This window comes from Lysinibacillus sp. AR18-8 (assembly GCF_001705465.1).
Lineage (GTDB): Bacteria > Bacillota > Bacilli > Bacillales_A > Planococcaceae > Lysinibacillus > Lysinibacillus capsici.
Window position 1 is genome coordinate 187990 of the sequence record NZ_MDGU01000008.1, and the last position, 21757, is coordinate 209746.

26 protein-coding genes, 1 riboswitch and 1 other annotated feature are annotated in these 21757 nt (G+C 36.7%); of the genes, 6 read left to right on the forward strand and 20 right to left on the reverse strand.

Going from position 1 to position 21757, the window contains the following annotated elements; translation table 11 throughout:
• Positions 1-13: 13 nt before the first annotated feature.
• The 11 genes from BFM98_RS07615 to BFM98_RS07660 all read right to left on the reverse strand — a co-directional run bounded on the left by BFM98_RS07615 (position 14) and on the right by BFM98_RS07660 (position 4915).
• Complete coding sequence (locus tag BFM98_RS07615; protein WP_066037002.1) at positions 14-349, reverse strand: hypothetical protein; 336 nt, start codon at positions 347-349, stop codon at positions 14-16.
• A complete protein-coding gene (locus BFM98_RS07620; protein WP_066037003.1) occupies positions 350-1864 on the reverse strand; it encodes an AAA family ATPase in 1515 nt (504 codons plus the stop codon).
• Positions 1865-1915: 51 nt separating this feature from the next.
• On the reverse strand, positions 1916-2689 hold the full coding sequence (locus tag BFM98_RS07625; RefSeq protein ID WP_066037004.1) for a hypothetical protein: 774 nt from the start codon (positions 2687-2689) through the stop codon (positions 1916-1918).
• Between the two features lie 143 nt (positions 2690-2832).
• Positions 2833-3102: a transition state genes transcriptional regulator AbrB gene (locus BFM98_RS07630; RefSeq protein ID WP_066037005.1), complete on the reverse strand. Its 270-nt coding sequence runs from the start codon at positions 3100-3102 to the stop codon at positions 2833-2835.
• A gap of 141 nt (positions 3103-3243) precedes the next feature.
• Entirely contained in the window at positions 3244-3510 is a 267-nt protein-coding gene (locus BFM98_RS07635; RefSeq protein ID WP_066037006.1) for a hypothetical protein, read from the reverse strand.
• A gap of 16 nt (positions 3511-3526) precedes the next feature.
• Positions 3527-3733 (reverse strand): IDEAL domain-containing protein, encoded by a 207-nt coding sequence (locus BFM98_RS07640; RefSeq protein ID WP_066037007.1) that lies wholly within the window; start codon positions 3731-3733, stop codon positions 3527-3529.
• 11 nt (positions 3734-3744) lie between these two features.
• On the reverse strand, positions 3745-4005 hold the full coding sequence (locus BFM98_RS07645) for a hypothetical protein (RefSeq protein WP_066037008.1): 261 nt from the start codon (positions 4003-4005) through the stop codon (positions 3745-3747).
• A complete protein-coding gene (locus BFM98_RS23875) occupies positions 4002-4160 on the reverse strand; it encodes a hypothetical protein (RefSeq protein WP_175400727.1) in 159 nt (52 codons plus the stop codon). The genes BFM98_RS07645 and BFM98_RS23875 overlap by 4 nt, the downstream gene beginning before the upstream one ends.
• The gene (locus BFM98_RS07650) at positions 4161-4391 is read right to left on the reverse strand and encodes a DUF6877 family protein (RefSeq protein ID WP_368664807.1); all 231 of its coding nucleotides are present in this window, start codon (positions 4389-4391) and stop codon (positions 4161-4163) included.
• Positions 4392-4718: a DUF771 domain-containing protein gene (locus BFM98_RS07655; RefSeq protein ID WP_066037009.1), complete on the reverse strand. Its 327-nt coding sequence runs from the start codon at positions 4716-4718 to the stop codon at positions 4392-4394.
• Positions 4719-4732: 14 nt separating this feature from the next.
• Positions 4733-4915: a helix-turn-helix domain-containing protein gene (locus tag BFM98_RS07660; RefSeq protein ID WP_066037010.1), complete on the reverse strand. Its 183-nt coding sequence runs from the start codon at positions 4913-4915 to the stop codon at positions 4733-4735.
• Between the two features lie 381 nt (positions 4916-5296).
• Between BFM98_RS07660 and BFM98_RS07665 the strand changes: the two genes are divergently transcribed.
• From BFM98_RS07665 to trpB, 5 genes are all read left to right on the forward strand, one after another.
• Positions 5297-5725 (forward strand): helix-turn-helix domain-containing protein, encoded by a 429-nt coding sequence (locus BFM98_RS07665; RefSeq protein WP_066037011.1) that lies wholly within the window; start codon positions 5297-5299, stop codon positions 5723-5725.
• Positions 5726-5739: 14 nt separating this feature from the next.
• The gene (locus BFM98_RS07670; RefSeq protein WP_066037012.1) at positions 5740-6198 is read left to right on the forward strand and encodes an ImmA/IrrE family metallo-endopeptidase; all 459 of its coding nucleotides are present in this window, start codon (positions 5740-5742) and stop codon (positions 6196-6198) included.
• 44 nt (positions 6199-6242) lie between these two features.
• Complete coding sequence (locus BFM98_RS07675; protein WP_066037013.1) at positions 6243-7349, forward strand: tyrosine-type recombinase/integrase; 1107 nt, start codon at positions 6243-6245, stop codon at positions 7347-7349.
• Between the two features lie 64 nt (positions 7350-7413).
• Positions 7414-7458, forward strand: a riboswitch (PreQ1 riboswitch).
• 6 nt (positions 7459-7464) lie between these two features.
• Positions 7465-7947: a QueT transporter family protein gene (locus BFM98_RS07680; RefSeq protein ID WP_048393417.1), complete on the forward strand. Its 483-nt coding sequence runs from the start codon at positions 7465-7467 to the stop codon at positions 7945-7947.
• A gap of 68 nt (positions 7948-8015) precedes the next feature.
• Positions 8016-8215 (forward strand) — a binding site (T-box leader).
• 58 nt (positions 8216-8273) lie between these two features.
• Complete coding sequence (trpB, locus tag BFM98_RS07685) at positions 8274-9437, forward strand: tryptophan synthase subunit beta (protein WP_066037014.1); 1164 nt, start codon at positions 8274-8276, stop codon at positions 9435-9437.
• 43 nt (positions 9438-9480) lie between these two features.
• Here the strand turns inward: trpB and BFM98_RS07690 are convergent, their stop codons facing one another.
• The 3 genes from BFM98_RS07690 to BFM98_RS07700 form a co-directional block, all read right to left on the reverse strand.
• Positions 9481-11100: a long-chain fatty acid--CoA ligase gene (locus tag BFM98_RS07690; RefSeq protein ID WP_066037065.1), complete on the reverse strand. Its 1620-nt coding sequence runs from the start codon at positions 11098-11100 to the stop codon at positions 9481-9483.
• Positions 11101-11288: 188 nt separating this feature from the next.
• On the reverse strand, positions 11289-12242 hold the full coding sequence (locus BFM98_RS07695; protein WP_004225462.1) for an L-threonine 3-dehydrogenase: 954 nt from the start codon (positions 12240-12242) through the stop codon (positions 11289-11291).
• A 351-nt stretch (positions 12243-12593) separates the two neighbouring features.
• Positions 12594-14264: a methyl-accepting chemotaxis protein gene (locus tag BFM98_RS07700; RefSeq protein ID WP_066037015.1), complete on the reverse strand. Its 1671-nt coding sequence runs from the start codon at positions 14262-14264 to the stop codon at positions 12594-12596.
• Positions 14265-14498: 234 nt separating this feature from the next.
• Between BFM98_RS07700 and BFM98_RS07705 the strand changes: the two genes are divergently transcribed.
• Positions 14499-15674 (forward strand): FtsW/RodA/SpoVE family cell cycle protein, encoded by a 1176-nt coding sequence (locus tag BFM98_RS07705; RefSeq protein WP_254660008.1) that lies wholly within the window; start codon positions 14499-14501, stop codon positions 15672-15674.
• A gap of 57 nt (positions 15675-15731) precedes the next feature.
• Here the strand turns inward: BFM98_RS07705 and BFM98_RS07710 are convergent, their stop codons facing one another.
• Genes BFM98_RS07710 through BFM98_RS07735 form a run of 6 tightly spaced genes read right to left on the reverse strand, consistent with a single transcriptional unit; the run spans position 15732 to position 21744 of the window.
• Positions 15732-16703, reverse strand: a complete 972-nt coding sequence (locus tag BFM98_RS07710; RefSeq protein WP_254660004.1) for an N-acetylglucosamine kinase — start codon at positions 16701-16703, stop codon at positions 15732-15734.
• Positions 16704-16724: 21 nt separating this feature from the next.
• On the reverse strand, positions 16725-17726 hold the full coding sequence (locus BFM98_RS07715; protein WP_066037018.1) for an asparaginase: 1002 nt from the start codon (positions 17724-17726) through the stop codon (positions 16725-16727).
• An 18-nt stretch (positions 17727-17744) separates the two neighbouring features.
• Positions 17745-18896, reverse strand: coding sequence for an ROK family transcriptional regulator (locus BFM98_RS07720; RefSeq protein WP_054549117.1), 1152 nt, complete (start codon positions 18894-18896; stop codon positions 17745-17747).
• Between the two features lie 14 nt (positions 18897-18910).
• The gene (locus BFM98_RS07725; protein ID WP_066037019.1) at positions 18911-19792 is read right to left on the reverse strand and encodes a sugar phosphate isomerase/epimerase family protein; all 882 of its coding nucleotides are present in this window, start codon (positions 19790-19792) and stop codon (positions 18911-18913) included.
• Between the two features lies 1 nt (position 19793).
• A complete protein-coding gene (locus BFM98_RS07730) occupies positions 19794-20852 on the reverse strand; it encodes a Gfo/Idh/MocA family protein (protein ID WP_066037020.1) in 1059 nt (352 codons plus the stop codon).
• A 13-nt stretch (positions 20853-20865) separates the two neighbouring features.
• Positions 20866-21744, reverse strand: a complete 879-nt coding sequence (locus BFM98_RS07735) for a sugar phosphate isomerase/epimerase family protein (RefSeq protein WP_066037021.1) — start codon at positions 21742-21744, stop codon at positions 20866-20868.
• Positions 21745-21757 lie beyond the last annotated feature (13 nt).

Genomic DNA, 21757 nt, shown 5'->3' on the forward strand with positions numbered 1-21757 from the left:
GCCTCCCCTTTTATCAATCTTCACTCACTCGCAATTGATTACTTGTTATACTACTGCCGCCAAAACATAAATTTCCGCCATCACAAATTAATAGCAATTCATCCGTAGTAAGATTAGGTCCATTTTTAATGATGTTGTACTTCGAGTGTGCATAACCTGGCTCTCTACCAATGACAACATCATATTTTTCCAGATCGACATCAGGAGTGAACCTAAGATCATGTCTGTAAATCTTGTACTTTTTCATTAGTTCATCATGAATTTCACGATTTATTTTTCCCTTTTCTCTTTCATTGGCTGTAAATGCCCAACCGTTATATATTTGCTTCTCAACTTGATATACACTCATTTATTTATCCTCACTTTCGATTGTTAGATCTTGTCCAGCAACGACACGGCTTATTATTAGTTGTCCATTCGGTTCCTTGAACTTAGTGATGGTTTCTGAATTATCTACAAAGCAAGGTACAACAAGATCACTTTGTTCTGACAACACATCACGAATTTCAAGCCCTGCTCTTGTTTGTTCACTAAACGAAAGCTTCATGTAGTCTTTGCCATCCATTTGAACAATGAAAGTTGGTTTGTTTTCGCCAGTTGTTTTCACTTCTTCAAACAGTTTTATTGATAAATTTTCGAACAAGTCTTGAACCTTTTTGACTTGTAATTCTGCTTCTTTTGCTTTGAAATCCTTGATAGCATCCAGGATAAAAATGGACTCATTAAGTGATTCAAGCGTTTCTTTTTCATTCGCTTCTGCAGCAATAACCTGTTCCTCTAAGTACTTATACTCCCTATGCTTAGAAATCTCGTATTCTATTGGATTAATCTTTTCTTGAAGTAAACGCGCTTTTTCCAATTGCTCTGATACATCTACATATTCAAGTGTTTTAAGTTCTTCCTCCAACGCCTTTCGTGAATCTACAGCCTGTTGGAACTTTAACTTAACTTGTTGGATACGTTGTTCCTTTTCTGCCTCTACCGCATTGATAGCATCATCTTGTAATGTTTGATTACAAACGCGACAAGTATCTTGTATTTGTTCATCTTTGAGCTGATTAAATTGGTCTTTAATGTCGTCACGCACTTGTGACAAAACGTTAATTTGGTTGTTTAGAATATTGATCCTACCATTCACCGTTTGAGCTTTATCCGTCACTTCTTCTATAGCGTTTCGTTCCTTAACAAGCTGTTTCAATTCCACATTTAGCGAGTCTAATGGTACTGTTGGAGCATTTTGTTCTAGCTGCTCTCTTAACGTCTTGGCGCGGCTCTGAGCAGCTATATACTGCTTATCAAGCTTGGTTTTATTGGATCGATGGATTTTATCTAAATCCTCTAAAGAATGCTTTTTAACTAATGTGGCCAACTTGTCCGATTGTGGCTTAGGCAATTCATTTAATACTTCTTTATTTGCAGGTGCAGTCGTATATTTTAAAATCATTTGACGCTGCTTTTCCCAATGCAATGTGAAGAAATAACTTGGATTAAACAGCGATAAAAATAAATCTTTATCAAATAGCTTTTCCACTACCTCGTTAAATTCAGTTGCTTTGGAAGGTACCTCATTTACATAGAACTTATTACGACCTTTTGCAATTTCACGGCCAAGTAGCAGCTCCCCATCTTCAAGACTTAATAACAATGTCACAAGCGTATTCTCTGCTTGATACGTTACTGGTGAAGGATCAAGTTTGCTCCCCACCAGGTCAGTACCGTATAATAAGAATGTAATTGCTTCACCAATGGAGCTTTTACCTTTTGCATTATCTGCGAGGATCTTAGTCATGTCGCCAAACTTAACTACAAGATCCTTGTGGCTTTTGAAATTCTGCAAGGTTAATTGATTGAATTTAATTTCCACATTTTTTACCTCATTTCGTGTTATAATGACTTACACAAGTTTTATTTTTGCTCACTGATTGCCCTCAGTGAGCTTTTTATTTTCAGCAAGTAATTTGCCATCAAACGTCCAATACTGATGAATTTCCTCCCCTTTAGCACCGACTGTTACAGTAAGGACAACTTGTACAACCTCTACCTTACTCGGTGTATTAACCACCACTGGCACCTTCCTTTCGTACCCAGCGAACCTTTTATTATTAAATTGTTCATGGGCTACTTTAGCTTTTACACTTGTCTTTGTAAGATCTGCTTGAATTTTTATGGCGCCACTTTGACGCATTTTATTAATCTTTGCTGTAACTGAACTTACTGATCGATTAAGAAAATTTGCAAGTACATCCACATTATTAGTAAAGCCATTTTCATCAAATTCAATGTTACTAATCAGATATTCTTCTTCATGAGCTTTCCAATATCGATGTTTATGAGAATCAATCGTTCCTTTTCCTCTTAAACGACTTAACAAGCTTTCTATTGCTTTTCTGCTTTTTCCCAATGAATCGGCTATTTCTTGTACTGTGCTGCCATTATTCAACATAAATTCAATGCGTTTTATGGCATGCTCTGAATATGGTCTGTTATTAAAATCTATTGATTTATCACGCTCAATTGGTGGCAATATGCCTTCTTTCCTAAGCCTTAGCACTTGATTATTTACAGCGCCTGTACTGCGTTTTAAATACTTTGCCATCTGCTTTACATTGACCACAATGTTAGTAGAATCGAGCAATGCCTTTTCAGATATATATTTGATTTCTCTGGGCGTCCAATGTTTATGGCCCACTTAGGTTCACCCCTTCGACATCACAATTGTGCCAAGCTGCCATTCGGCAACAAATTCATGAAACTCCCAACCTTTATTGGCCAGGTCGTGTTTTACGAAATAATCGCCCAGGACTTCTAAAAGACAATCATTCATTTTTTCACCTACTTCAACTCAATTTCAGTGATTAATTTTTTAGCTTCTTCGGGGCTTAAAATGAGCTTTCCACCTAGCAGAACTAAATTATCATTTGATACTTCACCAGTAACCGCACATGCCATGTTAGGCTTGTACTTCTTTAAAATAACCTTGTCTTCATCGATAAAAATTTCTACTGCATCCTTTACATCAATGCCTAATGTGCGGCGTAATTCAATCGGAATTACTAAACGCCCCAATTCATCCACCTTACGAACCATGCCTGTTGATTTCATTAACAATTCACTCCTTCTTCTATGTTGATTTCAAAGATTGTTAAAACTTGCTTTAGAACACTAATTTCTATGCGGTAATAATCAACCTCATTGTGGTGTTCTTCAACGTCTTGTTTATCCCAATCTTTCATTTGGTTTTTATCAACTTTTTTTAAGTTCATTAAATTTTTGAATAGAGAACTTAAACCACTCTAAAAGCTGTTCTTGTGCCATCCCCTCAACTGCGTAGCCGTTGTATAAGGCACGAATGAGAATGTCTAAATCTAATCCTTTTAAAGCTTTATTTACATCCATATCCCAGCCGTTTGGATTTCTGACATGTGCATCAATAATTGCTTTATTGCTGAAATTTCGAGTAACATAATCTAATGCATCAGCGACATTTTGACTAACCTTTACCTTGTCCATTAAAGGCACCCCTTTTTCAATTTGTTAATTGCATGAACAGCTCACGATCATTGTTAGCTAAAGCCATATCGATCAGATGTTGGCGGTTCATTTCTTCGATTTCATTTACAAGATTGATTGTTGCTGGCTTTAAGATAATGCCATCTTCCTTAATCAAATGTCCTTCATTTACAGCCATTTCAATAGCTTTAGCTGCGGCTGCTCTAAGTAAGTCCTCAAACAACTGAATCACCCCTACCATTTAATAGTTAGACCTAAACCTGATAAATGTTTGCTAGTTGTATAGCCATTCTCTTTTAATGCCTGTTGGAAAATGGCAACGATCTGCTTATTGGTTTTGTGGTAATACGTATACTCACAAAGACCTTTCTCAGCTTGATTTTCAATGCCTTTAACTAGGTTTTTGAAATCATCACTTTGCAATGCGTCAGCCTTTAATTTGTCAAAGTTGCTGGCACTTACTTTTTTCATCTCAGCTGCAGGTTGTAGCTTCATCCCTTTTCACCTTCCTTGTATACTGCATTGTCATTGGTTTGAGCCTTTGACACGTTTTTCTGTGCCTCTATTTGGGCATTCCGTGCATCCTCAATGTCTCGCCAGTAATCCGTTTCACGGTCATAAACATCAGCATGAGTGTTGCCTATACGCAATCAATCACCACCTTTCATTGCCGCATAAACTTTCTGAGCATAGGCTACTTGCTGCCAAATGTATGGATCTGTTTCTTTGCCACCGCTGGCAAGCCAGTCACCTATGCGACCTTTAACATCTAATAGGACAGCTATAGGTAACTTGCTAGCAACCGTACTCAATAAATACACTGGCGAAATATTCATCAATGTTTCACCTACTAACTCCACTGGAACAGGTTTAATGTTCATTTAGTCACCCTTTCTAAAAATTAAATAAAAATTATCATCTAGAAACTTAGCCATTTTACTAGCATGGAAAGACCAATTTTTGCCCCTTCCTTCGGGATAGTAGACAAATCCACCATTATTAACATCTAAGATTTTTTTGAACTTAGTTGGGTAAAGAATGTTGTCTTTTATCCAACGCCACTCTTTTCCTACTCGTTTTTCTAAATCTTTCATAGTCCAATACTGTCCACTTAATTTTTCTTGCTGTAATTGCTCGTATTCAACTTTCTCAACAAGTACAAGATGATCAGGTACGTTTACAGTTAAATTAACTTGTAATTGTTGCAATTCAATCACCTGCCCTAAATGTCTAATATTTTACGGATGTGTTTAATGTGTTCCTGCGCTTTCGGCCCAGATTTATTACCACGAATAATGTCTGATAGATAAGCATTTGAAATCCCTACCATTTTAGCTAATTCCTTTTGCCTCATTTTTCGTTTAAATAATTCTGATCTTACTAATGCTCCTAAATCTTCTTTCATCCTTTAACCTCCTAAAATCCAACTGACGTTGCTACCGTCATATAAGCTATAAGTTACGACTATACCGTCATTGGCTCGGTATCACAGCTCTTTACTTTTTTGGAAATTTCTAAGCTAAATTATTAGCCGATTGTATTGACACAAAGTATCCAGTAGTATACTATTTAGACATAGCTAAATAAGACTTCTGAAAAGCCTGTAAACATTACATTTGTTCCGTTCCCCAACGTCAAAATGTGTTTAAATAGGTCGTATTTTTTGTGCTTTTTTTAGCTAATAACTTAGCTTATGTGAACATAATAATACAGTTGGATACTAATTTCAACTATTAATTATCCAATTGTATAATTTATTTTTCTCTAAGCAGTCGGAAAGGTTGATATTATGTTATTCGAAAGGGTAAAAGAATTATCTGACCAACGTGGAGAGAATCTAAAAGTAGTTGCTCAAAAGCTTGGATTTAGCGAAAATGCTTTTTATAAATGGAAAACTCAAAGTCCAAAATCTGAAACGTTAGAGAAAGTTGCAGATTACTTTGATGTTAGTACAGATTATTTACTTGGGCGTACTGATAAAAAACATTACTATGATCTAACTGAAAAAGATGAACAAGATATACAAAAAGAACTTCAAAAAATGATTGACGGATTTTCTCAAAGTGGTCATGCAGCATTTGATGGTAGAACACTGGATGAATTAAGCGAGGAAGAATTAGAAGATAGAGAATTGTTAATATCCAGCTTAGAAAACTCATTGCGACTAGCTAAAAGGGTAGCAAAACAGAAATTCACCCCTAAAAAGTATCGTTAATAGGAGTGTTGCTTGTGTCGTCAATTAAGTCATTAGTAAATCAGTTAGTAAAAAATTATGGCACAAATGATCCATTTGAAATTGCCAGATATATGAACATTCTTATTGTATTTGAACCGTTAGGCAACGCACTAGGGTATTACAGTAAACATTTTAGAGTACCCATAATTCATATAAACCAGGATGCAGATAGAAAATCTCAAATCTTTATCGCTGCACACGAATTAGGTCATGCTGTCCAACATCCCGACACAAATACTTCTTTTTTGAAACTACATACCCTCTTTTCTACTGATAAGTTGGAGATAGAGGCAAATACATTTGCTGTCGAGTTATTGTTGCCTGACGAACTATTTTTGGATCAAGACAATTATTCATGTTTTACCATCTATGATGCAATTAAAGACAAAGGTATTCCAGAAGGACTACTTACTTTAAAAAACATAGATGGTAAAAAAATTACCCTAAAATAGAACGTACATTCCCAATTTGTAGTATTTATGAAAGGAGGATCACCATGGCTAGTTTTCAGAAAAGAGGAAAGACTTGGCAGTATACTGTTAGTAGAATGGTTAACGGTGAATCTAGGCCAATTCGAAAAGGCGGTTTCGCCACAAAAAAAGAAGCCCAAGTAGCAGCTGCAGAGATAGAAGCAAAGTTGAACAAAGGGCTTAACCCTATTATTAAAATAGAACCGATAGACTCCTATTTTAAAAGATGGGTAGATTTATACAAGTCTGATAATGCTAAGGCTACACAAGTTCATTATGAAAACACATTTAAGGTTATCCAAAAGTACTTTGGTTCAACACCTATTCAACATATTAAAAAGAGTGATTATCAGGCCTTTTTAAACAAGTATGGTAAAACTAAAGCTAAAGAAACGGTTAAGAAAATAAACGCTCATATAAGGGCTTGTGTACGTGAAGCTGTAGATGAAGGGATCATTCAAACTGATTTTACTAGAAGGGCAACTCTCACTGGAAAAGATTCAAAGAAGCAAATTGATAAGCATATTAATTACTTAGAAAGTAAACGCCTTTCTAAAGCTCTATGCGATGTTTTAGAAGCTGAACATAGACAAGTGTACTATATTATTCTTTTAGCCCTTAAATCGGGAATGCGATTTGCTGAAATTATAGCATTGCAAAGAAAAGACTTTGATTTTAAAAACAATACTATCAGCATAAACAAGACTTGGGGCTATACTTCATCGTTTGAAGATGGTGAAAAAAAGACCAAAACGGAAACGTCTAATCGTGTTATTAAAATGGATAAAGTGATTATGGATATGTTTCAAAAATATTTCAATGATACCCCTGAAAATATACACAAACTAGTATTCTATAATCCTGAATCGAAATATAAAGTTTTTAGCAACACAGGCGTAAACAAAGCATTAAAAAAGCTACTAAACGAATTAGGTATTGATGAAATTTCAATTCATGGTTTACGCCATACACATGCAAGTATTTTATTTTACAAAGGTATTTCTGTTCAATATATTTCAGAACGGCTTGGACATGCGGATGTCGATACAACTATTCGTATTTACACACATTTGATTAAAGAGCTTCGAGAAGAAGATGAAAAAAATACAATGAATGTACTAGCTGCTCTATAGTTTTACACTTATTTTACTCAAAGGTATTTACAAACACCTGTGAATACTGATATTATTGCACTTGCTCTACGTGGTTCGAGACCATCCCACGAAAAAAAACTAAGGAGAAATGAATATGAAGATAAAATTTTTAGCAGCAAGTGGTATCATTGCAGCTCTATATATAGCTGTAACCATGCTTGTTGCCCCATTTGGTTTTACAGAGGTACAGTTCCGAGTATCTGAGATGTTTAACCATTTAGTGGCCTTTAATCCACGCTTTGCCGTAGGGATTATTATTGGTGTATTGATCTCTAATCTCTTTTCACCACTTGGCATTTACGATTTAGTTTTTGGTGTAGGTCATTCAATGATTACACTTGGCCTGTTTATTTTAATCTGTAAATTTGTCAAAAATATTTGGGCACGTTTAATTATTAATACATTGCTCTTTACATGTACTATGTTTATCATTGCCTTTGAGCTGAACTTGGCTTTAGAGTTGCCATTTTTCTGGACTTGGCTAACAGTCGCGGCGGGTGAATTTGTTGTATTAGCTGTAGGTGCACCGATTATGTATGTATTAAACAAACGCCTTCACTTTAAAAATTTGATTTAACTGACGGATCTTTTTAGATTCGTCTTTTTTCTTGACACTATTCTGAAAATACTCTACAATTCTTTCTAATAAATGCAAGGAAGAAGAGTAGTAGCAAGCATTGTTACTTTTAGAGAGCTGGTGGTTGGTGCAAACCAGTAGTACAGACTTGTGAATGGACTTCAGAGCAGCCTTATCAAATGTAAGGCCGTTTCGCTCCCCGTTACCGGAGCAGGAAAGCGCGCAAAAATTGCGAATGAAGGTGGCACCACGGTTACTCGTCCTTTTTATGAGGGATTGGAGTGGCTTTTTTTTTGGAAAAATTAGCATAGAGGAGTCGAGTTAAGATGAGTACAGTAGTAGAAAAAAAGGGATATTTCGGTGAATTTGGTGGAAGCTTTGTTCCAAAGGAGCTTCAAAATGTTTTAAATAGACTAGATGAGAATTTTCAAAAGTATAAAGAGGATGATGATTTTAAGCAAGAATTAGATTACTATTTCCGTGAATATGTCGGTCGTAAATCCCCTCTTTATTTTGCAGAGAATTTAACAAAGCAATTAGGTGGCGCAAAAATCTATTTAAAACGTGAAGACCTTAACCACACAGGCTCCCATAAAATCAATAATGTATTAGGACAAATTTTACTAGCTAAACGTATGGGAGCAAATCGCGTGATTGCCGAAACAGGGGCAGGTCAACATGGTGTAGCAACAGCTACAGCGTGTGCCATGTTTGGAATGGATTGCACGATTTATATGGGCTTGGAAGATACAAAACGTCAGGCATTGAACGTATTTCGCATGGAACTTCTCGGAGCGAAAGTTGTAGCTGTCGATAAAGGGCAAGGACGCTTAAAGGATGCAGTAGATGTGGCATTCGCTGACTTAGTAGAAAACTATGAAACAACCTTCTATTTATTAGGCTCAGCAGTTGGACCACACCCCTTCCCATCAATGGTTAAACATTTTCAATCAGTGATTAGCCGCGAAAGTCGTGAACAGATTTTAGAAAAGGAAGGAAAGCTGCCGACAGCTGTTCTTGCCTGTGTAGGAGGCGGTAGTAATGCCATTGGGGCATTTGCTGATTATATTGCAGATGAAGATGTTCGTCTTATTGGAATAGAGCCAGACAAAGCTGCTACCTTAAACGAAGGAACACCAGGAGAGCTACACGGCTTCAAATGTTTAGTACTTCAGGACGCAGAAGGTAACCCACTCCCTACCTATTCAATAGCAGCTGGTTTAGATTATCCAGGTGCGGGGCCTGAGCATAGCCATTTGAAAACAATCGGTCGTGCTGAGTATGTGACCGTGACAAATGAAGAAGTTTTAGATGCCTTCCAAGTACTTTCTAAGGTTGAAGGTATTATTCCTGCCCTTGAAAGCTCACATGCAGTCGCACATGCTCTAAAATTAGCACCAACTTTATCATCTGAGGAAAGCATTATTATTAATATTTCTGGTCGTGGCGATAAAGACGTTGAACAAGTCTTCCTCATGCTAACTAAATAACTCAAAAAAGAGCGACTTCCATTTACGGAAATCGCTCTTTTACCTATACCAATGATTTAGGATAAATTTCTGCTACATTATCTCGCAGCTTCGCTTTCAGGAATTTTCCGACAGATGTCTTTGGAATTTCTTCTAGAAAGACAACTGCATCTGGTACCCACCATTTGGCAAATTGATTTTCTAAAAAAGCAAGAAGCTCTGGTTCAGTTACTGATTGTCCCTCTTTCAATACAACACAAGCTAATGGACGCTCCTGCCATTTAGCATGGGGCATGGCAATGACAGCCGCTTCTAAAACGGCATCATGAGTCATCAGCGCATTTTCCAAATCAACAGAGGAAATCCATTCCCCACCTGATTTAATAAGATCTTTCGTACGGTCAGTAATTTTAATAAAACCATCTGCTGTTCGTACAGCAATATCACCAGTATATAACCAACCATCTCGATAGGCATCTGCTGTTCGCTCATCACGATAGTATTCGTTGGAAATCCATGGGCCTTTTAAACGTAATTCCCCCATTGTTTCGCCATCCCAAGGTACCTCCCCCGCCTCATTAATAATACTAGATTCGATACCTGCCATTGTCATCCCTTGCATCGCTCGAGCTTCAATACGTTTTTCAATCGGCCAATCTTCCATCCATGACATATAATTAGACAATGCCACGATTGGTGTAGTTTCCGTCATGCCATAGACAACAATATAAGGAATTCCATATTTTTCTTCAAATGTCCGAATGAGTCGAGTTGGTGAAGCCGATCCACCACAGCATATCGCTCTTAAAGAACTAATATCTCGTTCTTTCTTTTCCTGCTCCTGTAAGGCACCTATCCAAATGGTTGGAACACCAGCAGTTAATGTAACCTTTTCTTGTTCGATTAAATCCATTATTAATGCTGAAGTAAATTGCGGACCTGGTAGAACTTGTGTAGCACCCACATTGACACTAGCAAAAGGCAAGCCCCATGCATTTGCATGAAACATGGGTACAATCGGCATCACGACATCTCTTTCCGCAATTCCCATAGAGTCAGACATACTCAGCATGATACTGTGTAGTACTAAACCCCGATGGGAATAGACAACCCCCTTTGGATTCCCTGTTGTGGCGCTTGTATAGCACATACCGGCAGGTGCTTCTTCATCAATATCCTCTGGAAATTGAAATTCTTCATCAGCAGTAGCTAATATGTCCTCATAGGATAAAACATTTTGTAATGTAGTCTTTGGCAAAGCTGGTTCATCCGTCATAATGATATAATGTTTCACTGTCTCAAGTTTTGGCGCAATATTTTCAATAATCGGTAATAAATCTACATCGACCATTAAAATCTCATCTTCTGCATGATTAATAATATAGATCAAATGCTCTTCTGATAAACGAATATTTACCATGTGTAAGATTGCCCCTGAGCAAGGCACAGCAAAATAAGCTTCTAAATGTCGATGCTGATTCCACGCAAAGGAGCCGACTTTTGTTCCTCTTGTCATCCCAAGCTTCGTAAGGGCATCTGCTAAACGACGCGTTCTTTTTGCCCACTGCCCATATGTTAAACGATGTATTTTGTGTGGGCTTGTCCGTGAAATAATTGATTTTCTTGCAAAATAGCTCTCTGCTCGTTTAAAAAAACTAGTTAAAACTAATGGTGCTTGCATCATAAAACCCATCATCCCTTCATTTGTGAATTTCCCCTTGTGAAAATATCATAGAAACAATTTAACAGAATACTATTAATATTCTGAATATTATTATATTTTAATTTCATAATTTAATCTATATATTCCAATAATTTTCTTTTATATATAAAAAAACGGATGAAGTCTAGTCTTCACCCGTTGCCTACCAATTATGAAATTGCTTTTTTATGCAGTTTAATTTTCAATTTTTCTAACATATCTACCGTCATTTTAGCTAAATCATATTCTGCTTTGAAGCCCCATTCTTTTTGAGCCGCTTCAATATTTAAAGAGTTTGGCCAGCTATCTGCAATGGCTTGACGAACAGGATCTACCTGATAGCTCATTGTGAAATTTGGTAAGTGTTTCTTGATTTCAGCCGCGATTTGCGAAGGTTCGAAGCTCATGGCTGTAATATTAAAAGCATTGCGATGAACAAGTTTACTACCGTCTGCTTCCATTAAATCTACAATAGCTTGTAAGGCATCTGGCATGTACATCATATCCATAAATGTACCTTCCTGAATATACGATGTATATTTGCCTTGTTCGATGGCTTCATAAAAAATTTCTACTGCATAATCTGTTGTACCACCACCAGGAGGTGTTACATAAGAAATTAGCCCTGGGAAGCGTACTCCACGTGTATCAACACCAAAACGATTGAAGTAATAATCGCATAATAACTCACCCGCTACCTTATTTACCCCATACATAGTTGTTGGTCTTTGCAAAGTATCCTGTGGTGTATCTTCCTTTGGTGTAGACGGACCAAACGCACCAATCGAGCTTGGCGTGAAAAATTGCATATTTAACTCACGTGAAACTTCTAACGCATTCATTAATCCACCCATATTTAAATTCCAAGCTAACAATGGATTTCTCTCTGCTGTAGCTGATAATAATGCTGCTAAATGCATCATCGTATCTGCACCGAAGTCCTTTGCTAAATCATGCATTCTTTGTCCATCTGTCACGTCCAATATTTCAAATGGGCCCTTAGTATGTTCAAGCTTTCTAATGTCTGTAGCAAGTATATTGTCCTCTCCATAAATACCACGAAGTTTTTCTACTAGCTCAGAACCAATTTGACCAAGTGCTCCAGTAACAATAATCTTTTTCATTTCCCAAAACCTCCACATGTGAACAATTGTACTTTCTGAAAGTACAAAAATACATTAATAAACATTGATTTAATAACACTTTCAATGAAATTCATTATAATGTGTTCGTTTTGAAAATACAACAATTATATTAATAATATTCCATACAAAGAACATACAATCCCTTATTCACAGTATATGAGAACATGAAAAATATTGTGCTACAAAAATATACAAAACACATTTGTACATCTCAAAAACACAAATTATTTACACTTTCATAAGCTAGTTTTGTAACCATGCAAAAAAAAGAATCTTCTTTGCTATTTTTGCAAATAAGACCCTTTTTGAATATTATTCTTTAATATTAAATTATATCGAAAAACGTTTGACAGCTATTTGCAAAACTTTTGATACTTTGCGCAATTCCTTAATATAATTATGGAACTGTTGCTGAGCTGTTAATTGATCAGCTGTTAACGTAGCAACATGCTTAGTAGACACGGCATTCGTATCGGATAAGGCTGTCAGCATACCCGCATCTTCACTTACCTTCTTCGTGTGATTGGCAATCTCTTGAACCGTAGTAGATACTTCCATAATATATGGCTTAATAGTATGTACTTTTTCTAAAATTTGATCAAAACTTGACGCAGTTTGTCCTGTAACAGCTACACCTTTTTCAGTCGCTACTAAAACCCCTTCCATCATTTGTACCGCATAACTCGAATCTAAATGGATGTTCTGTACAATGGATGTAATCGTTTGTGTTGATTGAACAGTTTGCTCTGCAAGCTTACGAACCTCATTAGCCACTACTGCAAAGCCTTTACCATGCTCTCCTGCTCTAGCGGCTTCAATTGAAGCGTTTAAAGCCAGTAAATTAGTTTGCGCTGTTATTCTTTCTATTACTTCAATCATTTGATCAATCGATGCAGCCCGCTCTACTAAATTAAAGATAGCTGTATTAGATTTTTCAACCGCCTGCTTAATAGCTTGCATTTGTGTTAAATTAGCCTGTACAATTTCAGTTCCGCTTTCTGCATCTCTGGCCGTTTTTTGTGCAAAACTTTCTACAACCTGAACCTTTTCTAAAATAACCTGTACATCATTTAAAACCTCCTCTAAGGAAGCAGTATTCGAAGCTAATTTACTAGAAGAAGCAGACGTTGACTCTGAAATAGATTGTACATCCTTCGCTATTTTTAATGTCGTTGTTGATGATTGCTCAGAGGATTTCTGCAATTTCCCTGTCATTTCTTCTACTTCATAAGCACTGTCTGTGACAGTATGGAGTAGTCGTTTCACCTCTGTTACCATTTGATTGTATGACAGAACTACTTCACCAAGCTCATCATGAGCTACATAACTTGCACTGGCAGTGAAATCACCTTGTTCTGCTCGTTTTAATAATGACTTTAGTTGACGGGTTGGCACATTGACTGCCTTCGTTGCAATAAAGCCGATAAGGATAACTAGCAAGACAACCGCTAAGCATACGCCACCTAGTAACCAGTAGCCAAATTGTACATCTTTTTGATAAGCCTGCTGTTGGTCTTTTGCTCGTTGAACCAAATAATTTTGCGTGTCTTCTAATAATGCATGACTCTCCTGACTAATTGGTAAAAATGTTTGCACATAAAACTGATCTAGCTCACCATGGTTCAATTGCTTAAAGTTCTCAATGGCTTCTTCCTGCTTCTTAAGCAATGACTTATACTTCTTAATTTGATGACTCATCTTCTTGTCAATTTCTTGGCTATTTAGATGATCTAAAGGCTGCGCCATGTTTTGTAAAATGGCTGTCATTTCTTTATCGTCACCCTTCGAATCTACTATAAAATCTAATCGACGCTGTGATTCTTCTAGCTCATTTAGCCATCCAATTGGGACAAGTCCCTGTGTGTAACTCTCACTTGCATGCCACGACATTTTCCTTAAATAATCTACACTGAATACACCTAGCAATACATTCGATAATACACAAACAATCATGAGTACAAGTAACTTGTCCTTCACCTTAATGAAACGGAAAAAATGCATGATCCTTGGCTCCTCCTCCAACTCTTACCAATAATGATAGTATAGAGATATAAAGCCAGTGTTATATTTTTGTAAATTTTAATCGAAATATTAAGAATTTATACCCATCATTTAGTTTTATTTAGGTAATTTAACTCGCTAAATTAGCCAGATTATTGCTTCTTATTCATACTATTTTTAGAAAAACATTCGCAACCTTCCATACATTGTAAGCGTTCATACTAGAGAATGGAGGTGTTACATTTGACGCAATTCAAGAAGTTAGATTGGAGTTTAGTAATAAGTCTTCTTTTACTCGGCGCTATTAGTTGCCTTTTTGTCCATTCTAGTAGTGTAAATTTTGAACAGTATTCAAGCTCCTTTATTATCAAACAGTTTTTATTTTATGTCATCGGATTAACCATCATGCTTGGAATATCCTTGCTTGATATTGAACAGTTGAAGAAGATTGGATGGCCATTTTACTTCCTAATAGTTGCTTTAACGGCTGGTCTTATTGTTGCTCCTGAAAGCATTGCTCGAACGATCAATCAGGCAAAATCATGGTATCAAATCCCGTTTTTAGGTTCTCTCCAACCCTCGGAATTTTTAAAGTTTGCTTTTTTAATAGTTGTGAGTAAGGTCATTATTGCTCATCAAGAGAAAAATGTCCGCCCCTCCTATCTAGCAGATTTTTGGTTACTTATAAAAATCGGGCTAATTGTCCTTCCTCCTACGCTACTCGTTTATAGACAACCCGATACAGGTATGGTCATGTTGTATATGGCAATGATTTTACCGATGATTTTCTTTTCAGGTATTCATAGAAAGCTTCTTGTCGTATTTACGGCTGTTCCTCTAGTTATCATCAGTACGCTGGTAGTGCTCTATGTCAGATTTAATGAATTTTTTACAGAGAAGGTTTTAGGTGCTCTATCAGGACATCAGATTTCTAGAATTTATGGATGGCTTCAGCCTTATGAATATACAGATTCTTCTTTTCAAGTACGCCAAGGCTTTATGGCTATCGGGTCAGGAGAATTTGTGGGCAAGGGCTATCTACATAACAATGTCTATGTACCAGAAAAACATACCGATTTTATATTCTCTGCTATTGCAGAAGAGCTAGGTTTTATTGGAGGAGCATTTGTAATCGCGCTACTTTTTTTTGTTATCTATCGTATTGTCGTTATTACGGTAGTAGCGCGAGACCCCTTTATGACTTTAATGGGGGCAGGTATTTCAAGCTTACTAGCCTTTCAAATTACTCAAAATATCGGCATGACCATTGGGCTTTTACCTGTCACAGGTGTCACCCTACCCTTTTTAAGCTATGGCGGAAGTTCGTTATTATCCAATTTTATGCTTATCGGAATCGTCATGATCATTCATAATTCATATAAGGGGTATATGTTTAAAGTAGGAGACTGACAAAATGCAAGTAGAGACATGTATATGCTATTCTCTACTTGCTAAGTTAAGGGGGGATTAATTCGTTAAAAACTTCTTCATACTTGCATTATATTGATCGATAAATAGCTTTGCCTCATTATATGGTAATCTTAAAGCAGCTAAAGCGGCACCACCTACCGGTAAGCTATAAGCACCCACGAAGTCATACTGATTACTATTCTTTTTATCAATAGCGATTAATTTTTTAGTAAATAGCTCCAATTCATTAAAAACGCCACCAGCTAGCACTACTTTGACTTGCTTATCTGCAAACGGGTTTTTTTTGTAACAAGCGTCTATACTTTGATAAAAAACATGGCACACTTGATCAATAATTGTATTGGCTTCTCCATCACCACGTTTAGCGCATTCAATTGCAACCTTACTTAAAGGTGATATGGTATCCCGCGGATGTCCTTCGCCATATACCACTTCAATTATCTGCGGAACGGATTGTAATCGAAAATATTCTAATACCGCTGCTGTTAGAAGCGTTTCAGGACCTCTTTTGTCGAATGCTTTAAATACCGCTTTTAATGTGCGAATGCCAATATCATAGCCACTGCCCTCATCATCAAAAATATAACCCCATCCTGCTGTACGCTCAATTCTTCCAGATGCATCTATACTGAGTGTAATCGCACCCGTACCAGAAATTTGTACAATGCCTGGCTGCCCCAAGGTTCCCGCATACAGCGCGTTCATTCCATCATTCGATAGTGATAGTTGACAGTCTTTCGGTAAAAGCGAGGTTAATAATGCATAGGTAATTTTCTCATTATTATTTTCTGTTACACCAGACAGGCCAGCATGGCACTTTGTAATGTGTTGAAATTCGTGAGGCTGTTGTCTTTTTAAATTATTTATTAATTCTGTTATCGTCTCTGTAAAATGCTCGAAGCTCATGGATGTGGGATTACTTTTGCCTGTTTCTGCTAGCGCCATAATTTGCCCATGACATGTTGAGATTGTTGCAATCGTTTTCGTTCCACCGCCATCTATTGCCAAAACATGCAAGTGCCTTCACCTCTATACAATTTTAATTGTAGATACAATTTCTCCTACCTCTACCCCTGCATCATTACGCACAAATGCAGGAGACAATGCTTTAATACGCTCAATTGTTTCTTGATTTGTATACTGCATTTGTTCCAATACAGAAGCAATTACATTGGGCCACGGACTTTCGGAGCCATTCATAATTTTCAAGGCAAAACTTACTCCTTCATTTCTTAGAGCAAAACAGTATACACCCTGTGCTCCGCCCTTCGCCACAATATTAGAATCCTTTAATAATGCTGTACAAATAAAGTTTTGTGCTGCAATGATATGATTCTCTTGATTCATTACTGCTGTAAGCTTTATTACTGCTTCACGAATTAGTTCATCATCAATCAATTCTGGTCGTGCTAACTTTAAATAGGCAATGGCCATGTTTTTTAGCGGAATTGCAAAGACAGGTGCACCACAGCCATCAATCCCTGTACGAATTCTCTCTATCTCATATTCACTTAAATAGGCAATATATTTTTTTATCATCTGTTGCAGTGGATGTTCTGGATGACAATATTGCTTGACATCATAGCCATTTGCTAAACATGCAGTTAAAAATCCTAAATGCTTGCCCGCGCAATTATGAAAGAGTTTCCTCTTTTCAAATCCCTGTTGAATATACTGTGTTTTAGGTTCCTCATTTAGTGGAAAGGATGCTGCACAAATTAAATCACTTTCATTAATAGGGAGTTTTTCCAGCAAAGAGACTAATGCCTCTTGATGATAAATTTCACCTCTTTGCGAAGCCAGAAATAATGCACTTTCATTTGAAGTAATTCCGTATTTTTCTATAAAATCAGTCATAAAAATGGGAATGGCTTGAAATGGTTTTGCTGCAGAACGAAAATACACAGGCTCATAGTCTTGACCTACAGAGACGAATTCTTCCTTCGTTAGATTCACAGCACTCATTTGTCCATAATGCACATTTTCCATTAATCCTGAACGATACTCCTTTAAAAATTCTGAGTAAGCCACGAATCAACCAACCTTTCTTTAAACAGACAGCAACTGCTTTTGTGCTTGTAATGCCGCTCCTTTAACAACCCCTTCTTTTAATTGATTGGAAAACTGCAAATCAAAGTAGGGTTGTAATTCCTTCCATATATACTGTTTACACTTTTCACTAAGTAGTTTTTGAAATGTCACATTGTGCTCAATAATTTCTCCACTGACGATGACAGCCTCTGGTTCGTATAAACAAACTAGATTATTGATGGCTATAGCTAGAAAAGTAGCTACATCTTGTTGAATATCGATTGCCCATTGCTCACCTTGATCAACACACTGCAAAATCTCTTCTATTGATTGAATATTAAGATTTTTAGGTGTTCTTTTTAACAGCGTAACTTCAGAAACATACATCGATAAGCATCCTCTTTTACCACAGTGACACATTTCACCAAAGGGATTAATCGTTATATGACTTATTTCTCCAGCTTTATTTTGAATGCCACGATACACTTCTCCATTTAATAATATGGATGCTCCTATTCCCGTTCCAATTCCGACTAAAATACAATTTGAATACTGTGGCGTATAGATATCACCAATTTCAGCAATGATTTGCATTTTTAATTCATTATCTACGATGACTTCACAACCAAAAACACCATTTAAATCTTCTCTTATATGGCAGTTTTCCCACTTCAATTGCTCAGAGGAAACGATAATTCCTTCCTCGTTATTGATTACTCCTGGAATTCCTATCCCAATGCCTAGTAATTTATCCTGAGCAATCTGATATTCTGTCATGATATTTTCTATAGATCGTTTAAGTAGATATATAGCTTCTTCGTATTGATGCTTGATGCTACATTTGACTTCCTGAAAGGCAATAAGCTTCCCTAAGAAATCTAGTATACCTATTCGAATAGTAAAGCAGTCAATTTCTATCCCAATCGTATATAAAGCATCTTCTCGCATATGAATTAACGTAGGACGTCTACCAATGGCTGTTTCTTCCGATACCCCTTCAAGAATAAAGCCTTCCGCTTCTAGCTCCTGCACAATACGAGTAATGGTCGTAGGGCTCATTTTTGTATATTTTGATAATTGAATTCTTGAAATTGGCGCCATCTGCCTTATTGCGTCAAGCACAATATATTTATTTTGTCTTCGCATTTGTACTTGATCTTGCTTTTTCAAATTAGATTCAACCCCTATTTAAACTTTTCTATGAATTGTACAGCTTCTTTGATGTCTTTTTCGGGATTTGATCTCACTTCTCGTTCAATAGTTAAATAGCCATTGTATCCGATTTCTTGTAAAGCTGAAAAATAAAGCTCGAAATTGACATCTCCATGACCTAATGGAAGTTCTCTGAAAAACTCTCCATTTTCCACCATTTCTTCTATTTTATCATGAGATGTTCCAGAATCGTATCCTAAGTACCCGTACACATCTTTAGGATTCGTTGACTGCAGTTGAATACCATCCTTTACATGTGTATGTACAATATATTTCTTTAATAGTTTGACTCCAGCTACAGGATCATCTTTTGTTACCATCACCATATTGGCTGGATCAAAATTAACCGATACACCGTTCGTTGATAGCTTATCTAAAAACCCTTTTAATGTTTTACTCGTTTCTGGCCCTGTTTCAATCGCAAAATAAGCATCTAATGATGTAGCATATTGTCCTAATTCTTCACAAGCTTCCAGCATTGTTTGATAGATTGGGTCATTTTCATCTTCAGGAATAATACCGATATGGGTTGTAACAATGGATGTTCCTAGGTCCTTGGCTAATTGCAGTATTTCTTTCGATTTCTTGATTTTCCAGGCATTTTCTGCTTTATCTTGGAAGCCATGTCCTCCTAAATCTCCACATAAGGCGGAGATTTCTAGACCTAACCCTAAAATATACGCCTTCAATTCTGTTCTTTGTTCAGCATTTAGGTTATCGGGGTCCAACTCACCTGAAACGGCATACATTTGTACCCCCTGTGCCCCAACTTCTTTCGCCTTTAACAAACCTTCACGAATAGGTAAACGAAAGCTGTCTACTATCACACCGATTTTATTATCCAATTTCACCATTTTAATAAACAACCTCCTTTCCTTCAGTTGCAGAAATATAAATACCTTCTAAGATTTTCATAATTTCTACCCCATCCTCCAAAGGTGCAACTGAATCATAATGATGAAGGCAACAATCAACAAATGAATTAATTTCATTTTGAAAGGCAGTTGCAAAATCAAAAGTTAGATCGTTAATTTGAGGATGAATATTTAAAATCGTATTATGCTCTTCACTTACAATTTTTAATTCAGGCTCTAGCTCTGCTCCACCATTCGTGCCATATAGCTTAATACTTATTTCATCTTTTAAAGCATGTAGTGTATAGGAAACGTCTACCATTAGCGATGCTCCATTCTCAAATGTAATGAGGGCATTTGCTAAGTCTTCTACTGTGTTTTTCGTTGCATCATAGTCTGCAGCCTTATAGAAGGATAAATTTTCTATATGATTTCGATTTCCTAATTGATTGTAAGTATGACCTGTTATACGTTTCACCTTTGGTCTACCCATTAAGTACCAGCATATATCAATTACATGTACCCCTAGATCAATTAAAGGTCCGCCGCCAGACTTATCAATTTCGGCAAACCAGCCTCCTGGATTCCCTAATCTTCTTAGGCAGGAAGCTTTGGCATAATAAATATCGCCCAATTTGTTATCGTCGATGAAGCTTTTCAGTACTTTGGTATTTGTTGCAAATCGTCTTACATAGCCCACTTGAAATACTTTCTGATGCTTTTCTGCAACCTTTTGGATATTTAGAGCCTCTGCATAAGTCATAGATAGCGGCTTTTCTATTAGAACATGTAAGTCATTTTCCAAAGCAAAAATCGCCAATTCTGCATGCGTATTATTCCATGTACAAATACTGACAGCATCCACATTTTTATCTGCGAATAGCTCTTCTTTTGAAGAAAAAACATGTGTTGCTCCAAATTGGGCTGCTTTTGCTTTGCCTCGTTCAATGGAAGCATCATACACGCCATATAATTCAACGTATGGATTATTCGTATAGGAACCTAAGTGAAAATCTGAAATAGAACCTGTGCCAATGACACAAACTTTTAATTTATCCATGTGCTTTCCCCCTTTAGAGCTTGCATTCATTCCATAAACGACGTACATTATCCATCCCTATTTTTGAACCAACTTGGCAATCTTCCATCCCTTCAAACTCAATAGTAAGATAACCATCATATCCACTGCCTTTTACGAGTTTAATAATTTCTCGAATATTTATATCACCATGCCCGACTATAGCACCTCTGATGTAGTTGTTATGAACTGTACGGAACCACTCGCCCTCACCTGGATTTTCATAATAAGGACGAATATAAAAATCTTTGAAATGCACTGTAGCAGCATAAGGAATGTTTTTCATAACACCAATGAGAGGCTCTTCATCAATACATAAAAAATTACCGATATCTAAAGTTGTTTTAAAGTTGTCTCTGTTTACCGCATGAATTAATTGTTGTACACGATCACTTGTTTGAACATTAAAGCCATGATTTTCAATCGTTGTCGTAATATTAAATTGTTTCGCGTAATCTGCAATTAACTGACAGCCTCTAACCATTTCTTCCAAATGCTCGTTGTAATAATGAATGGATGTTTGCTCCTTTGGTAAGGTAAAGAGAGTAACGTCATGGCGCATAATGTGAATACCCATATGATGTACTACATCAATATGTTTCTTTAAACGTTCAACTTCTTGTAAAAAAGCTTCCTCAGTATCCTGAATAAAGTTAGCTGGTAACGAATAGGCGGATAACTCTAATCCTAGCTCTGCTGCTTTATCTTTAATTTCAGTTGCAAGTTCATAGTTATCTACAACCGTAAATTCATAGGGCACTAATTCTACATGCTGACCACCGTTGTCTGCTACCCATTGTAAAACATCTAGAACATCCATCTCTCCCTGTCTCATTTTTTTAACCATGCTGTATGTGCTTAACCCTATTTTCATTTATAAACATCCT

What these genes read in the sequence shown, in the direction of transcription:
- BFM98_RS07615 (WP_066037002.1), bottom strand. Translation starts at nt 349, where the DNA reads ATGAGTGTATATCAAGTTGAGAAGCAAATATATAACGGTTGGGCATTT.
- BFM98_RS07630 (WP_066037005.1), bottom strand. Translation starts at nt 3,102, where the DNA reads ATGAAATCAACAGGCATGGTTCGTAAGGTGGATGAATTGGGGCGTTTA.
- BFM98_RS07635 (WP_066037006.1), bottom strand. Translation starts at nt 3,510, where the DNA reads ATGGACAAGGTAAAGGTTAGTCAAAATGTCGCTGATGCATTAGATTAT.
- BFM98_RS07645 (WP_066037008.1), bottom strand. Translation starts at nt 4,005, where the DNA reads ATGAAGCTACAACCTGCAGCTGAGATGAAAAAAGTAAGTGCCAGCAAC.
- BFM98_RS07650 (WP_368664807.1), bottom strand. Translation starts at nt 4,391, where the DNA reads ATGAACATTAAACCTGTTCCAGTGGAGTTAGTAGGTGAAACATTGATG.
- BFM98_RS07660 (WP_066037010.1), bottom strand. Translation starts at nt 4,915, where the DNA reads ATGAAAGAAGATTTAGGAGCATTAGTAAGATCAGAATTATTTAAACGA.
- BFM98_RS07675 (WP_066037013.1), top strand. Translation starts at nt 6,243, where the DNA reads ATGGCTAGTTTTCAGAAAAGAGGAAAGACTTGGCAGTATACTGTTAGT.
- BFM98_RS07680 (WP_048393417.1), top strand. Translation starts at nt 7,465, where the DNA reads ATGAAGATAAAATTTTTAGCAGCAAGTGGTATCATTGCAGCTCTATAT.
- trpB (WP_066037014.1), top strand. Translation starts at nt 8,274, where the DNA reads ATGAGTACAGTAGTAGAAAAAAAGGGATATTTCGGTGAATTTGGTGGA.
- BFM98_RS07690 (WP_066037065.1), bottom strand. Translation starts at nt 11,100, where the DNA reads ATGATGCAAGCACCATTAGTTTTAACTAGTTTTTTTAAACGAGCAGAG.
- BFM98_RS07695 (WP_004225462.1), bottom strand. Translation starts at nt 12,242, where the DNA reads ATGAAAAAGATTATTGTTACTGGAGCACTTGGTCAAATTGGTTCTGAG.
- BFM98_RS07700 (WP_066037015.1), bottom strand. Translation starts at nt 14,264, where the DNA reads ATGCATTTTTTCCGTTTCATTAAGGTGAAGGACAAGTTACTTGTACTC.
- BFM98_RS07725 (WP_066037019.1), bottom strand. Translation starts at nt 19,792, where the DNA reads ATGGTGAAATTGGATAATAAAATCGGTGTGATAGTAGACAGCTTTCGT.
- BFM98_RS07730 (WP_066037020.1), bottom strand. Translation starts at nt 20,852, where the DNA reads ATGGATAAATTAAAAGTTTGTGTCATTGGCACAGGTTCTATTTCAGAT.
- BFM98_RS07735 (WP_066037021.1), bottom strand. Translation starts at nt 21,744, where the DNA reads ATGAAAATAGGGTTAAGCACATACAGCATGGTTAAAAAAATGAGACAG.